The sequence below is a fragment of the Caulobacter sp. UNC279MFTsu5.1 genome, from assembly GCF_900114015.1.
In the GTDB taxonomy this organism is placed as follows: Bacteria; Pseudomonadota; Alphaproteobacteria; order Caulobacterales; family Caulobacteraceae; genus Caulobacter.
Genome location: NZ_FORN01000022.1, coordinates 16,031 through 30,501, shown reverse-complemented (window position 1 = coordinate 30,501; position 14,471 = coordinate 16,031). Strand labels below are relative to the sequence as shown.

The 14,471-nt window shown below is 68.2% G+C and carries 10 protein-coding genes; 7 read left to right on the top strand and 3 right to left on the bottom strand.

The genetic code is table 11. The annotated features are described in order from the left end of the window. The first annotated feature begins 84 nt into the window (after positions 1-84). A complete protein-coding gene (locus BM066_RS13890) occupies positions 85-2,976 on the top strand; it encodes a TonB-dependent receptor (protein WP_029669045.1) in 2,892 nt (963 codons plus the stop codon). 114 nt (positions 2,977-3,090) lie between these two features. On the opposite strand, the gene BM066_RS13885 is transcribed toward BM066_RS13890, so the two are convergent. Beyond that, a complete protein-coding gene (locus BM066_RS13885) occupies positions 3,091-3,594 on the bottom strand; it encodes a CYTH domain-containing protein (RefSeq protein ID WP_018062066.1) in 504 nt (167 codons plus the stop codon). Positions 3,595-4,286: 692 nt separating this feature from the next. Here BM066_RS13885 and BM066_RS13880 point away from each other — a divergent pair. The 5 genes from BM066_RS13880 (at position 4,287) to BM066_RS13860 (ending at position 9,885) form a co-directional block, all read left to right on the top strand. Next, on the top strand, positions 4,287-4,817 hold the full coding sequence (locus BM066_RS13880; RefSeq protein WP_018062067.1) for a DUF4402 domain-containing protein: 531 nt from the start codon (positions 4,287-4,289) through the stop codon (positions 4,815-4,817). A gap of 159 nt (positions 4,818-4,976) precedes the next feature. Beyond that, the gene (locus tag BM066_RS13875) at positions 4,977-5,885 is read left to right on the top strand and encodes a fimbrial biogenesis chaperone (RefSeq protein WP_029669047.1); all 909 of its coding nucleotides are present in this window, start codon (positions 4,977-4,979) and stop codon (positions 5,883-5,885) included. Further along, positions 5,882-8,653 (top strand): hypothetical protein, encoded by a 2,772-nt coding sequence (locus BM066_RS13870; RefSeq protein WP_018062069.1) that lies wholly within the window; start codon positions 5,882-5,884, stop codon positions 8,651-8,653. Before BM066_RS13875 ends, BM066_RS13870 begins: the two co-directional genes overlap by 4 nt. A 269-nt stretch (positions 8,654-8,922) precedes the next feature. Then, entirely contained in the window at positions 8,923-9,339 is a 417-nt protein-coding gene (locus BM066_RS13865) for a hypothetical protein (protein WP_255367585.1), read from the top strand. Continuing rightward, a complete protein-coding gene (locus tag BM066_RS13860; RefSeq protein ID WP_018062071.1) occupies positions 9,340-9,885 on the top strand; it encodes a DUF4402 domain-containing protein in 546 nt (181 codons plus the stop codon). A gap of 9 nt (positions 9,886-9,894) precedes the next feature. Here the strand turns inward: BM066_RS13860 and BM066_RS13855 are convergent, their stop codons facing one another. Together BM066_RS13855 and BM066_RS13850 are read right to left on the bottom strand one after the other, a co-directional pair. Further along, positions 9,895-10,530 carry a response regulator gene (locus BM066_RS13855; RefSeq protein WP_018062072.1) on the bottom strand — a complete coding sequence of 212 codons (636 nt, stop codon included), beginning with the start codon at positions 10,528-10,530 and terminating at the stop codon, positions 9,895-9,897. Continuing rightward, a complete protein-coding gene (locus BM066_RS13850) occupies positions 10,523-13,582 on the bottom strand; it encodes a sensor histidine kinase (protein WP_018062073.1) in 3,060 nt (1,019 codons plus the stop codon). Before BM066_RS13850 ends, BM066_RS13855 begins: the two co-directional genes overlap by 8 nt. A 195-nt stretch (positions 13,583-13,777) precedes the next feature. On the opposite strand from BM066_RS13850, the gene BM066_RS13845 reads away from it, so the two are divergent. Further along, a complete protein-coding gene (locus tag BM066_RS13845) occupies positions 13,778-14,464 on the top strand; it encodes a response regulator transcription factor (RefSeq protein WP_049801105.1) in 687 nt (228 codons plus the stop codon). Positions 14,465-14,471: the final 7 nt, after the last annotated feature.

The following is a 14,471-nucleotide window of genomic DNA, read 5'->3' as shown; positions in this document are numbered from 1 at the left end:
AAATTCCCTGTCCGGGATCGAGGACGGCCAACGTCTTCCTCGCCGAAGCCGGCGAATGCGCCGCGCGAATTCGGGGATGATGCGATGATTTCCAAAACCTTTGCCTGGCTTGGCGCGGCGTCCGCCGCGGCCCTGCTGACCGCCGCGCCAGCCGTGGCCGCCCCGGCGACCAAGCCCGTCCTGGCCATTCCGGCGGGCGACCTGGCTTCGGCTCTGCCGGCCTTCTCGCGCGCCACGGGTCTGCAGGTCCTGGCCGACCCGGCCCTGCTGGCAGGCAAGCGCACGGGCGGGGTCACGGGTTCGCTGAATGTCGAGAGCGGTCTGACCCAACTGCTGCGCGGCACCGGCCTGACCTTCGTGCGCAGCGGCGGCGCGGCTATCCTTCGCCCGGTCGTCCAGAAGATCTCGACCGCGGCGGCGCCCCGCGCCTCGGACCCCGCCGCGCCGATCGCCGATGCGCCGCAGGAGGCGTCCAGCACCGTCGAGGAGATCGTGGTGACCGGCGGCTTCGCCAACTCGCTGGCCCGAGCTCTGTCGGAGAAGCGCAAGGCCGTGAACGTGGTCGACGGCATCTCGGCCGAGGACATCGGCAAGTTCCCGTCCAACAACATCGCCGAGGCCCTGCAGCGGGTGCCGGGCGTGGCCATCACCCGCGACCGGGGTGAGGGCCTGTTCGTGCGTGTCCGTGGGCTGGGACCCAATTTCCAGATCGTCACCCTCAACGGCCGTAGCGCGGCGGTGAACGAGAACATGCGCGACAGCGGCCAGAGCGGTCGCCAGTTCCGCTTCGACACCCTGCCGTCCGAGCTGGTGGCCGGCGTCGAAGTGGGCAAGACGCCGCTCGCCTCGTTGGACGAAGGCGCGATCGGCGGGGTGGTCGACATCAAGACCTTCCGCCCCCTGGACCTGGGCCGCAGCACCTTGGCCTTGTCGGCCACGGCCAGCAGGCCGGAGCTGGCCGGCAAGACCGACCCGCGCGTTTCGGGCCTGGCCAGCTGGACGAACCAGGCCGGGACCTTCGGGGTGTTGGCCGCGGGGGTCTACGACCAGCGCACCCTGCGCCAGGACCGCATCACCGGCGTGGGCTGGAGCTATTCGGATCCGGCCACGACCCTGGGCAAGAGCCTGATCGCCCAGGGGATCTACCTTTTTCCCACCGCCATCCGCCCGACCCTCGAGCGCGAGGATCGCGAGCGCAAGGGCGTCGTATTGTCGGTCCAGTATCGGCCGACGGACAAGACCGAGGTGATCTTCGACGCCAGCTACACCAAGCTGGACGATCACTACGACGAGCTGACCTATTCGGCCGACCAGCCCGCAGCGACACTGGTTCCGGGCACGGCCGTGATCAAGGACAACACCCTGGTCGGCGGGACTGTGACTTCGACCTCGCAGATCGGCCGGGAGGTCAGCGACCTCGCCCATGACAACCTGATGGTCGCCGGCAAGATCCGCCAGAAGCTGGAAGACTGGACCCTGACCGCCGATCTCGCCTACGCCAGAGCCTTCTCGGAGACGTCCAACCCGATCACCCGCACGCGCCTGCAGGGGGCGATCGGCCAGACGACGTTCTCGATGACGCGGGCCGGCGACGCCATCCCGAGCGTCAAGCTGCTGACTACCGACTTTAGCAACCCGTCGCTGCTGCCGTTCCGTCGCATCGAGTGGCGCGTCAACGACTCGACCGACGACGAGACCGCCATCCAGTTCGACGCCGAGCGCCCGATCACCCGGGGGCCGTTCAGCCGCGTCCAATTCGGCGTGAAATACCGGGAGCGTTCGCGCGAGTACAACCGCGCCGACATTAACTACACCACCAACCTGGCCAACAAGAAGTTCGGCGCCGAGTATTTCGACGCCTTCCCGGTCAGCGACTTCCTGGGCGACGTCGACGGAACCCTGCCGACCACCTGGGTAATGCCCGACCCGGCCGCGTTCTGGGCCCTGGCGGATAAAACCCAGAAGGGCACGCTGCGCGCCGACCAGCGCAACTCGTACCATGTGTCGGAGGATATCGCCGCGGGCTACGGCCTGACCGAGCTCGACACCAGCCTGTTCGGCGCGCCGCTGCGGGGCCAGGTGGGAGCCCGCGTGGCCCACACCAAGCAGGTCTCGGCCGGCCATGCCGACAACGGTTCGGCGGCGCTGCCGGTGCGCTACGTGAAGACCTACAGCGACGTGCTGCCCACAGCCAACTTCGTGCTGGAGCTGTCCGACACCCTGCAGGTCCACGTCGCGGCCGCCAAGGTGATCACCCGGCCGTCGCTGGCCGATCTCGCCCCGCGCCTGACGCTGAACTCCTCGGGCGTGCAACTGACGGCGGTGGGCGGCAACCCGCAGCTCAAACCTTTCGAGGCCTGGCAGTACGACGCGACGCTGGAGTGGTACTTCGCCCCCGGCAGCGCCCTGATCGCCGGCGCTTTCTACAAGGACATCACCACCTTTGTTTACAGCCAGACGACCAACATCGTGGTCGACGGCCAGACCTATCAGCTGACCTCGCCGACCAATGGCGGCCAGGCGACCATCAAGGGCGTCGAGCTGGCCTACCAGCATCTGTTCAAGGCCCTGCCGGCCCCGTTCGACGGCCTCGGCTTCCTGGCCAACTACACCTACACCGATACCGAGGCGACCTACTCGCCGATGCTGAAGGACGCGATGGTCAATGTCGGCAAGAACAGTTTCAACGTCACCGGCTTCTATGAGAAGGACCGCTTCGCCGCCCGGGCCAGCTACAGCTGGGTCGACGATGTCCTGCAGGACGTCGGCGGCGCCGGCCTTTCAGCCCTGAACGATTCCGCGTTCGGCTCCCTGGACGCGAGCGTCAGCTACAAGATCACGCCGCGGATCACCGCCGCGATCGAAGCCCAGAACCTGACCGACGCGGCCCAATGGCAGTTCGTCAAGGGCGGTTGGTTCGGCGGCTACACCAAGTACGGCCGCACGGTCAGCTTCGGCCTGCGGGCCAAGTTCTAGGCGGGTTGTTCAGATGGTTCCCTGACTAGGCCCGCGCGTGCCTCGCGCTGGCCTAGTCAGGAGTCGCCCAATGCGCTCGCCGATCTTCATTCCTGACCGTGCTCAGGCGGCGGGTTATCTAGGAGGCGCGAACGAACGAGCCTCCTCGCCTGAGACACCCCGTAGTGTTTCGGAGCGGCTCAGGCCCTGAAAGCCGTAGTGTGGATCGCCCGTGACCTCCGCACCCAGCCAGATCGGGCGAACGAAAAGCTCGTCCTCGGCGTCCAGCTCGATTTCCGCCAGGACCAGGCCATGATGGGCGCCGTTGTAGACGTCGACTTCCCAGACATGATCGGCGACGACGACCTCGAAGCGGGTCTTGTCGATGAGGGGCCTCAGGCAAAGGTGAGTCAGGAGCTGGTCGGCCTCGGCGAGAGGGATCTCGTACTCGTGCTCTCGCCGGGACAAGCCGGACCGAGGGCCCTTGATGGTCAGGATGGCGCGATCCTCGGTGCGCCGAACTCGCACGGTGTTGCCGTCTCGCGCCAGATAACCCTGTCGGATCTTTCGCCCGGCGGTCGCGTGATCGCGCCAGGTCTCGCTGATCACCAGGAACTTGCGTTCGATTTCGACGCCCATCACTTGCCCTGTCGCTAGCGCACCTGCGAGACGGCCACCGCGCCGCCATCCGTGCCCGGCCGCCGGCCAAGGACGCGACAGCGATCTTTGCTGAGGTCGAAGGCGAGATCTGGGACCAAAGAAGGAAGGTTCGAGGTCGGACGGAGCGGCGTTAGAATCCGGACCAGCCCGACGCTCATGGACCTCTCCGGGGCGGGGCTGGACTAGCCTGAGATCCTAGCAAGGCCTCTGGCTCATCGCCAGAGCGACCGGTCGTGCGGGCGAGGTTGTGCGGTCTGCCATTCCAGATAGAGCGGCCGCCTGAAGGCGAACCGATCAGCCAGCGCGCAATAGTCCGGCGCGTCCGGCTTGATGAGGGGGCGGCGGCTGGAGGGGCGGGGGGGGCTCCCGCAGGTTGGAAGATTCGGAAAAGAGGGTTGGCGGCCGTGCCGCGCCAGATTCTCCGCTCCAGGGAAATATCGCCTGTCAGGAGAGTTTTTGGGATTCATGCTTAATAGAGAAATAGTTAGAATGTAGTATTTATCGACAATGTCTGGCCGAAGATTCGAAATTTATTCAATAATGATCCTGAAATACCCGGTATTGGGTATTTCGAGCCGGGTTAATATCGGTAAATCATGAACCACTCGCCGCTGGTGTGGCGGGAGTGGGCGGAAAATTTCCACGTTTGCAGGATCAATACGGAGACACACATGAAGATGCTTGTCGGCGCCACCGCGGCGCTCGCCCTGACGGCCCTGGCCGTTCCGGCTTTCGCTCAGAGCACCGCCTCGGCCTCGGGCTCCGGCACGGCCACCATCATCCGGGGCCTTTCGGTGACCAACAACGCCAACCTGGCCTTCGGCACCATTGTCCGGCCGTCGACCGGCAGCAACTCGGTGGTCGTCAGCACCGCCGGCGCCCGTTCGATCACCGGCGGCGGCGACGCCGTGGCCCTGGGCTCGACCAGTTCGTCGGCCGCCCAGTTCACGGTGGCCGGCGAAGGCGGCCAATCGATCTCCGTCGGCGTGCCGGCGTCCTTCAGCATCGTCAACGGCGCCAACAGCCTGCTGGTGACCACCAGCAACGACATGGTCGGTTCGGCCAGCGCCCAATTGCTGAGCGGCTCGCTCGGCGGTTCGGGCTCGCTGGTCGTCAACGTCGGCGGCTCCTTCCCGGTGGCGACGTCCACCGCCACCGGCACCTACACCGGCAGCTTCACGGTCAGCTCTAACTACAATTAACCTTTGGATCGTCCCCCGCCGAAACTCGCGGTTTTCAGGAAAACCGCGAGTTTTCATTCGCTGCGGACGGCGAGGGTGGGACAATTCGCGCCGTTGCGCGGGCAAGTAATTTCGTGAACGCTTCGATCAAAGAATAGAGTGACTTTTTATGGGGGGTGCATGTTTTCGCGAAGACTGTTGGGTCTCGCCGCGATCTCGATGATCGCCGCGACGGCCGTCGGCTCGCCGTCGTTCGTCAGGGCGCAGGTCGGCGCCGATCTCAGCATTTCTCCCAAGCGCGTGACCTTCGACGAGGCGGGGCGCAGCGCCACGGTCTACATCTTCAACCGCGGCTCCCAGGCGGCGACCTACAGCCTGGGTCTCGTCGACCGGGTCATGACCCCCGACGGCCAGATTCGCACGGTCGCGGAATCGGCGAACGCGCCGGAAGGGGCCGCGGCCAACGCCCGGCTGAAGTCCGCGGCGGCGTTGCTGACCTTCGCGCCTCGGCGGGTGACCCTGCGGCCGGGCGAGAGTCAGACGGTGCGCATCCGCGTGCTGCGCCCCGCCGATCTGGCGGTCGGCGAATATCGTACTCACCTGACCGTGACCGACGTGCCGCCCGAGACCGCCGGTCTCACCGCCGAGGAGGCCGCGGCCCCCGGCGCGGGAGAGCTGGCCGTCCGTATCGTCGCCCTGTTCAGCGTCAGCATTCCGGTCATCGTCCGCCAGGGCCCGGCGGACGTCCAGGCAGGGATCGACGCCGTCCGGTTCGCGGTCAAGGACCCGCAGACCGCTTCAGGCGCGGCCCCCTCAAAACAGACGGCCTTCCTGACGATCGACCTGGTCCGCCAGGGCGCCAGTTCGCTGTTCGGCGATATCGAGATCCGCGCCGTCAAGGCCGGCAAACCGGGCGAGGTCGTCGGCGGAGCCAAGGGGGTCGCCGTTTACGGCGAGATCGACCGTCGCACCCTGGCCCTGCCGCTGACCCGGATTCCAGCCAGGGGCGAGACCCTCAGCATCGTCTTCCGCGACGACGACACGCGCGCGGGGACGCCGCTGGCCACGGCTGATTTCACGGTCCCATGAACCGCCGGACCCCGGTGATCCTGGCGACGGCGCTGTTGGTGGCCGGCGGCGCCCGGGCCGCGACCATGGCGCCGCCGGCCGGACCGAGCGGCGAAGCGCCGGCGGTCGCCGCCGGGGCCCCGAACGACGCCGCTGCCAACGCCCTTCAAGGGCCGATCGTCGATCGGCCGCCGCTGTTTTCCCCCGACGACCTGCTGCTGTTCGAGGTCCACGCCGGGGGCGAGACGCTGAGCGACGGCCTGGGGGCCTATTCCTCGCGCGCCGGGGTGTTCGTGCCGCTGGGCGAGCTGTCGCGTCTGTTGGACCTGGCGATCGTGGTCGACCCTTCCCGGCGCCGCGCCGAGGGCTGGGTGGCTTCTGAGGACAACCGATTCCGCCTCGACCTCGACAGCCATCAGGTGCGGGCGGAGGGCAAGGATTTCAGCCTGTCGGCCACCGACGCGGCGTTCCAGGGCGACGAGATCTATGTCCGCCTGGACATGCTGCAGCGAATCCTGCCGCTGGACGCCAAGGCGGACCTGGCCGACCTGACCCTGACCCTGACGCCGCGAATCTCGCTGCCGTTCCAGGACCGCCTGGCGCGCGCACGCCGCCGCATCGGACCGGCCGGCGGCGCGGGTCAGGAGGCGGTCACCACCCTGGTCACCCCCTATGAGGCGTTCACCGCGCCCTCGATCGACATCAACCTCTCCACCGGGGCCGGCAACCATCAGCCGCGCCGCACCGGCGTCTACGAGCTCCGGGCGGCCGGCGATCTGGCCTGGACCGGGCTGCAGGTCTTCGCCGGGTCCGACAGCGACTGGCGGCTCAATACCCTGCGCGTGCTGGCGACCCGCAAGGACCCCGACGGCAAGATCGCCGGGCCGTTCGGCGCCACCCTCGCCAGCGTCGGCGACACCTTCTCGCCCACGCTGGCGCTGGGCGCGCGCAGTGTCGGCGGACGCGGCGTGGCGATCACCTCCGCGCCCCTCGAACAGCTCAATGTCTTCGACCGGGTCGATCTGCGGGGCGAACTGCCGCTTGGCTTCGAGGTTGAGCTCTATGTCAACGAAGTGCTGCGCGCGGCCCAGGCGCAGCCGATCCAGGGCCGCTACGAATTTCTCCAGGTCAGCCTGGCCTACGGCCAGAACGTCATCCGCCTGGTGTTCTACGGCCCGCACGGCGAGCGGCGCGAAGAGGTGCGGCGGGTCAATGTCGGCGGCGGCCAGCTGGCCAAGGGCCAGACCGTCTACAGCTTCGGCGCCGTCCAGGAAGGCGCGCCGCTGTTCGACGTCGACGGCGCGGTCGCGCCGGCGAAGGTCGCCGGCCAGGGGCAGTGGCGGATCGCCGGCAGCCTTTCGCACGGGATCAGCGCTTCCACGACCCTCTCGGCCGGCGTTTCGCAGTACACGCCGCGCCTGGACGACACCCGGCGGGTCGCGACCCTGGGCGTGGCGACGTCCCTGGGCGCCTATGCCCTACAGCTCGACACCGCGGGAGACGACGCCGGCGGCGGGGCGGCGGCGATCGGCCTGGCCGGAAGGGTGGGCGACGCCTCGCTGGTCGTGCGCCACAGCGAATATGTCGGCGGGTTCATCGACGAGGTGCAGCCGGCGGCCCTGGGCGCGGCGATCGCCTTGCGCCGCAACACCAGTCTCTACGCCGACCTCGTCGCGCGGTTGGGCAAGACGGATCTGCCGCTATCTCTGCGGCTGGGCCGCGACGAGTTCGTCGATGGCGAGCGGCGGATCCAGGCCAATGCGCGCCTGAGCCGGGTGCTGGGCCGCTACCTGATCTCCTCGGCCTGGGACTATCAGCGGGTGTCCGGCGGCGCGGCGGCCAGGAACGAGATGTTCACTGGCGCGCTCGACGCTTCGGTCCTGACGGGCGGCGCCTGGCAGGTGCGCGGCGGCCTGGCCTATGAACTGGCGCCGACCGCCCGGCTGAAAGCCGTCGTGGTGTCGGCCGACCGCCAGACCGCTGAACGCAGCGCCCTGCATCTGAGCCTGGGCCACGGGTTCGAGGACGGCCAGACCACCGTTCAGGCCGCCCAGACCTGGCGGCTGCGGCCGATGGACCTGTCCCTGGCCGCCAGCTACACCTCGGGAATCGACGACTTTCGGGTCGGGCTGCAGATCAATCTGGGCCTGACTTTCGATCCGCTGCGTCGCCGCTACCGGGCCCTGGGTCCCGGAGCGGCCTCGGGCGGGGCGGTTGCGGTCGAGTCGTTCGTCGACACCAACGGCGATGGCCGGCGCCAAGCCGGGGAGCAGGCTCTGCCCGGGGTCTCGGTCCTGGGCGGCCGCCGCCCGGCGGTCACCGACGCCGCGGGCGAGGCCGTGGCCAACGGTCTGGGCGACGGCGCCTGGACCCAGGTCCAGATCGACGCCGACTCCATCGACGATCCCTATCTGGCCATGCCGCCGCGGACCCTCCGGCTGACGCCGCGTCCCGGCCGGGTGGCGGTCGCGCGCTTTCCGCTGACCGTGACCGGCGAGGTCGAGCTGCACGTGCTCTTCCAGCGTCCCGGCCAGGCGCCGCGCGGACTCTCGGCGGTCCAGGTTCAGCTGATCGACGCGGCCGGCCGGGTCGCCGCCGAGGGGCGGAGCGAATATGACGGGACCCTGATCCTGGAGGCCTTGAGGCCCGGCGTCTACGCCGTCCGGCTGGACCCCGAGCAGGCCCGACGCCTGAAACTGGTCATGACCGCGCCGGTCGACCTGACCGTCCCCGCGACGGGTGGGTTCGCGGGCAGGGCGACCATCAACCTGGAGCTTGGCGCGCCATGACCCATCCCCACCACGCGACCATCGATCTCTGCGTCGCCGCCCGCGTCGCGACGAATAAGCTCAGTGGAAGATATCCCCGCCCGAAACGGGCGATATACCCAGTATGGGGGATTGAAGAGCGCTCCCTTTGTCCGCAACAGTTTCCTATGGTCGGGGCATTTCGCAAAACAATTCTGGGATTCGGACTGACGCTTGTTTTGGGTGTCGGCGTATCGCACGCGGAAAATATTTCCATTTCGGCGATCCCGGGGCTCGGGATCGGCAAGGTGGTGGCGGATTCTTCGGTGTCGCGCTTCCATGTGGATGCGGCGACCGGCGCGGTCACCCGGGTCAGCGGCACGGCGATCCGGTTGACCGCCACCGACGCCACCGTGCCGACGGTGACGATCACCTGCACCCAGTCGTCCGGCAACTGCAAGAAGACCTATACGGTGACGATCACCAACGGGACCACCACCTCGGGCCGTTCGACCACCATTCCGGCCTTCAACGTCTCCAACCTGTCGACCCAGACCGGCGTCACCTTCTCGCCGGCCGCGCCCGGCCCGGCCGCGCCCCTGGTGTTTTCGATCGTCAGCACCAACAACAGCTTCACCGCCAGCTTCAAGCTGGCCTTCGACGCGACCTTCAACTCCAGCGCCGTCACCGGCTCCACGGCCTGGACCTATTCCGTGGTGGTGAACTAGATGCGCGGCTCCCTTTCCGGCTGGGCGACATGGCGGATCTGCGGCGTGATCGGCGCGGCGGTGCTGATGGCCACCGCCGCCTACGCCGCCCAGCGCACCGTCGCAGGAACCGCGACGATCATCCGCACCATGAGCGTCTCGACGACCGCTCAGATGTCGTTCGGCAGGTTGCAGTACAACGGCGCCGGCCCTGCGACCTCCAATGTGGTCCTGAGCTCCGCCCCGCCCACGACGCGGACCGCGACCGAGGTCCAACTGCTGCCCAACGGCGACGAGACCCCGGCCATCCGCGTCATCACCGGCGAGCCGGGCCGGATCTACCGGGTGACGCCGCTGGTTTCGGCTACCGCCACGCCCGGTGGACTGACAGTCACCGCCTTCACCCTGTGGTCCGCCAATAGCGGTAACATCACCGCCAGCCGGCTCGGCCAGCTCAACGCCCAGGGCACGGACACGGTCCGCATCGGCGCGAGTCTGGTCGTGCCCAAGGGGACCAAGAACGCCGCCTTCACAGCCAACGCGCCGGTGACCATCACCTACGACTAGGGCTGCGCGCTAAAGTTCGATGATGCCGCGGCGCGCGGCCACCGTGACCGCGTGCGTTCGGTCGGACACGTCAAGCTTGGTGAAGATGGCCTTCAGGTGGCCCTTCACCGTTTCCTCGGAGATCCCCAGCTCCCAGGCGATCTGCTTGTTGGCCTTGCCGACGGCGACCAGTTGCAGGACCGCCACTTCGCGGTCGCTGAGGGCGTCGTCAACGATGTGCATGGCGATCTCGTCGGCGATGTTGCGATGCAGGTACCGGCGACCCTGGTGCACGGCATGGATGGCGTCCAGCATCTCGGTGCGCAGGCTGCTCTTGAGCAGATACCCTGTCGCGCCCGCCTTCAATGCGCGGACCGCCTGGGCGTCGCCGTCATAGGTGGTGAGCACGACGATGCGGGCGGCGGCATGTTCGGCGCGGATCGCCTTGATCGCCTCGACGCCGCCCATGCCCGGCATCTGCAGGTCCATCAGGGTGACGTCCGGCAGCAGCTCGCGAAAGCGAACGATGGCCTCGACGCCGTCCCGCGCCTCGCCGACCAGGACCATGTCGGCCCGGTCCTCGAGGATCGCGGCGACACCCTCGCGCAGGATGGGATGGTCGTCGACGACGAGGATGCGGATCGGACTTGGGCTGAGGTCAGGCAACGAACGCTCTCCTGAAACGACGCAACAACGCCGACAGCCGCCACCTGTCCGGCGCCTTGTCCGCGAAGGCCAGTCTGGCCGGTAGCTTCACGGCGACTTCGGCGCCTGCGCCGGCTTGGCTTTCGATGGTCAAGACGCCGCCGATCCTCTGCGCGCGTTCCCGCATGCCGACCAGACCAAAGTGACCAGGCTTGTGTCCCGCGGCCATCACCGTCTCGGGGATTCCGACGCCGTCGTCACGGATCCGGACGCTCAGCTGAGGCCCGACGAAGCTGATCGCGATCTCGACCGACCTGGCCTTGGCGTGGCGTGCGATGTTGAACAGGGCCTCGCCGGCGATCCGGCCGATTTCGGCGGAAACCAAAGGGTGCACCGCGCGCGGCGCGCCCTCGGCCACGATGCGGACGGTGATCGGCGGATCGAACCCGGCCGCGCTCACGCCTTCCTCGATAACCGCGCGCAGGTCGCTGGGGCTTTCGGCGATCCTGAGGTCGCGGACTCGGTTGCGTCCGTCGATGATCACGTCGTCGGCGCGCTTGAGCGCGGATTCCAGCAGGTCTCGCGACGGGTCTCCGGGCGGCATCTTGTTGGCCACCGACTGGAAGCGCAGCACCAAGCCTTGCACGCTTTGCAGCAGGGTGTCGTGCAATTCGCGCGCGATGCGCTCGCGCTCGCCCAGCCGCGCCTCAAGGCCGACGCGCAGGCGCTGCCCGATCTGAGCGACGCGAAGGCGATAAAGCAGCCAGAGGAGGACGAAGGCCAGGCCCAGACACAGGGCGAGGAACCAGCGCGATTGCAGGAAGGTCGGCGGGATTTCGAAGTCGACCGCGGCCCCGGCCTTGTTCCAGACGCCCTCGTTGTTCGCCGCGATCACCCGGAAGCGGTACTTGCCGGGGCCGAGGTTGGTGTAGAAGGCCTGCCGGCGCGGGCCGGGGTCGATCCACGCCTTGTCGAACCCTTCGAGCCTGTAACGGACGCTGACCTGCTTGGGATCGGCGAAGTTCAGCACGGCGTAGTCGATCTCGACGTTGGACGTCGCCGCCCTGAGCTTGAGGAAACCAGGATCGCGGTGGAGACGGTCGTTGCCGGTGAGGGACTTAATCGCAACGCCTGGCGGCTGGTGGTTCCGCACGATGCGCTTGGGATCCATCCAGAGGGCGCCGGTCTCAGTGGCGATCCACAATCGTCCGTCGCCGCCTTGAACCAGGGAGCGCTGGGTGTGCGAATGGGGACGGCTGGTCAGGCCGTCGCCGAACCCTAGCGAAAGCCCAGCCGGTGGAAAGGCGTGAGCGGCGAAGGCGCGCTCCAGATCCTGGGAGCCGATCCGCACCAGGGTCCTGGGATAGGCGATCCAGATATCGCCTTCCGGCGTCCGCACCATCCCGCTGATGCGGCTGTACGGCGACGTCCGGTCGGCCCAGAGCGTGTCCACGCGCCCGAGGCGGAAGCGGGAAAGGCCGAACGTCCCGGCGGCGAACAGGTCGCCGTTGGAGGTCGGATAGAGCGTCAGCGCCGTGGGCTCGCCGGGGCCGACGTCCAGGGGAGCGACCGTGCGCGCGGCGTGGTCAATCCAGGTCAGCTTGCGGTCGGTCCACTGCACCACCAGGCGGTCCTGGGCGTCGCGAACCATGGTCAGGGGACTGGGATGACCGGCGCCGGGCGGCTCGAACATCGCCTCCCACCGGCCGTCCCGGTAACGAAGCAGCCCGCCGGCGGCCGCGGAGATCCAGTAGTCGCCCCAGGTGTCGAACGCGCAGTCGTAGACGATGCTGTCGGTATCGGGACGGGCGAAGGTCCGGAGGGGACGGCCCCTTTTCCAGACCGCGATGCGCGTGGCGAACGCGATCCAGATGGCGCCGTCCGGCGCCTCGCAGAGGCTCTGCGGTTCACGGACGTCGCGCAGGATGGGCTCTGGATCGCCGCCCGGCCCGACCCGATAGATCGTCCGCGCCTGGCCGATATAGACGCTGCCGTCCGAGGCCGTCATCAGCTTGTCGCCGAACGCGGCGGGGTCGGTTAGCTCGGGCTCGGACCGCAAGGTCGCGGGCCGGAACTTGTCCAGGCCCTTTTCCGTGCCAATCCAGATGTTGCCCTCCCGGTCCTCCAGGACCTGGGTGGTCACGTCCGAGGACAGGCCGTCGCGACCGCGGAAGGATTCGACCTGAGGGGCCATGCGCCCCGACGAGGGCGAGCCTGTCGGGGCCGCCGCCACGCGCTGCACGCCCTGATAGCGCATCGCGATCCAGAGATTTCCCGAACGGTCGAACATGGGCGCGCCGCGGATCAGCGAGTCGTCGGTGCGGTAGGGCGAGCGGAGAGGCGGCGGCGCCCCGCGCCCGCCAGGTCCGGTGAGGGGATAGCTCCCGGCTTTTTCGGACAGCCAGATCCGGCCCTCGGGGTCCTGCGAGAGCATGCCGTTCGCGCGCGGGGTCGTTCGCACGCTTTCGAACCGCTCGGTCCCCGGGCGCAGTCGAACGACCGAATTGCAGAGTGAGATCCAGACCGAGCCGTCGGCCGCCACCAGCAGGCTGAGAGCGTCGTCGCGCGGTAGGCCCTGGTCGGCGCCGAACAGCCGCCATTGGCCGTCGCGGAGCTGCAGAAGCTCGGCGTCGAACTTGGCGGTCAGAGCCCAGATCGTCCCGTCCTTGCCCTCGGCGAGCGCCGCGATCCGGTCGGGGGCGGCTGGCGTGCTCAAGACGCGCAGCTTGCCGCCGCGATAGACGGCGAACCGATGTGATCCGGCGAAGCTGGTCCAGACGTCGCCGTTGCGTGCGACCAGAAGGGCGCTCGGCAGGTCATGGCGCTCGTCGCCGTTCTCGGCGTTGATGGGCTCGAAGCTGATCCCGTCGAAGCGAAACAGCCCTTCGCCGGTGGCGAGCCAGAGGAAGCCGTCGCGTCCCTGAGCCATCGCCAGCACCGGAGCCGGCGCTTCGCCTTCCTCGGTCCATCGCTGGTGCGTGTAGTGGGCGAGGCGGCGGGGCGGATCGGCCGCCAGCGCCGCGACGGGCGGCCACAGCAGCGCCGCGATGAAAATCGCCCAGATCGATCGCAAAGCTGGTCCTGCCGTTCCCCCTGACTCCCAAGTCGCGAGGGTGAACACGTACTTGCCGCCGGGAATGGGCGTGATGGTAACCCCAAGTGAGGGGGGCGCACATCCCCCGATCCGGGGCGCGCGGTCGACTGTTTCAGGGGCGCCGCCCGCTGGTCTCCCGTGGAGAATGACCGCGTCAGCCCCAGGGGAGTAAGAATGGATCAGGAGCAGCGATATCAGTCTCCAGGCTCGACAACGCCAGCGGACGCCGGTCTGGCGGAGCGCCCGCTCGTCCGGATCGTCGATGACGATCCCGATGTGCGGATGGCCCTGGCCGAGCTCCTGGAATCGGTGGGGATCGACGCAGCCGCCTTCGCCTCGACCCGCGAATGGCTGGAGTCCGGCCTCGTCGACCGTCCGGGATGCCTGATCCTCGACGTGCGGATGCCCGGCTCCAGCGGCCTGGACCTGCAGCATCACCTGGTGCGAAGCGGCGATCCCAAGCCGATCATCTTCCTTACGGGACACGGCGACATCCCCATGACGGTCCAGGCGATGAAGGCCGGCGCCGTCGACTTTCTCACCAAGCCGGTGCGGGACCAGACGCTCCTCGACGCGGTCGCGGCCGGCATCGAGCGGGACCGGGTTCAAAGGGCGAATGCGAACGCCGTCAGGCGCCATCTCGACCTGCTGGCCGTACTCACGCCACGTGAGCGCCAAGTGCTGGCCGAGGTGGCGCGGGGCCGGCTCAACAAGCAGATCGCCTTCGACCTCGGCATCAGCCAGATCACGGTGAAGCTTCACCGCAGCAACGTGATGCGCAAGATGCAGGCCAGCTCGGTCGGCGAATTGATCCGGGCCTGGGAAGCGATCCCCCAGGCCCTGCGCGAAAGGCGCTCCTAGACGATGG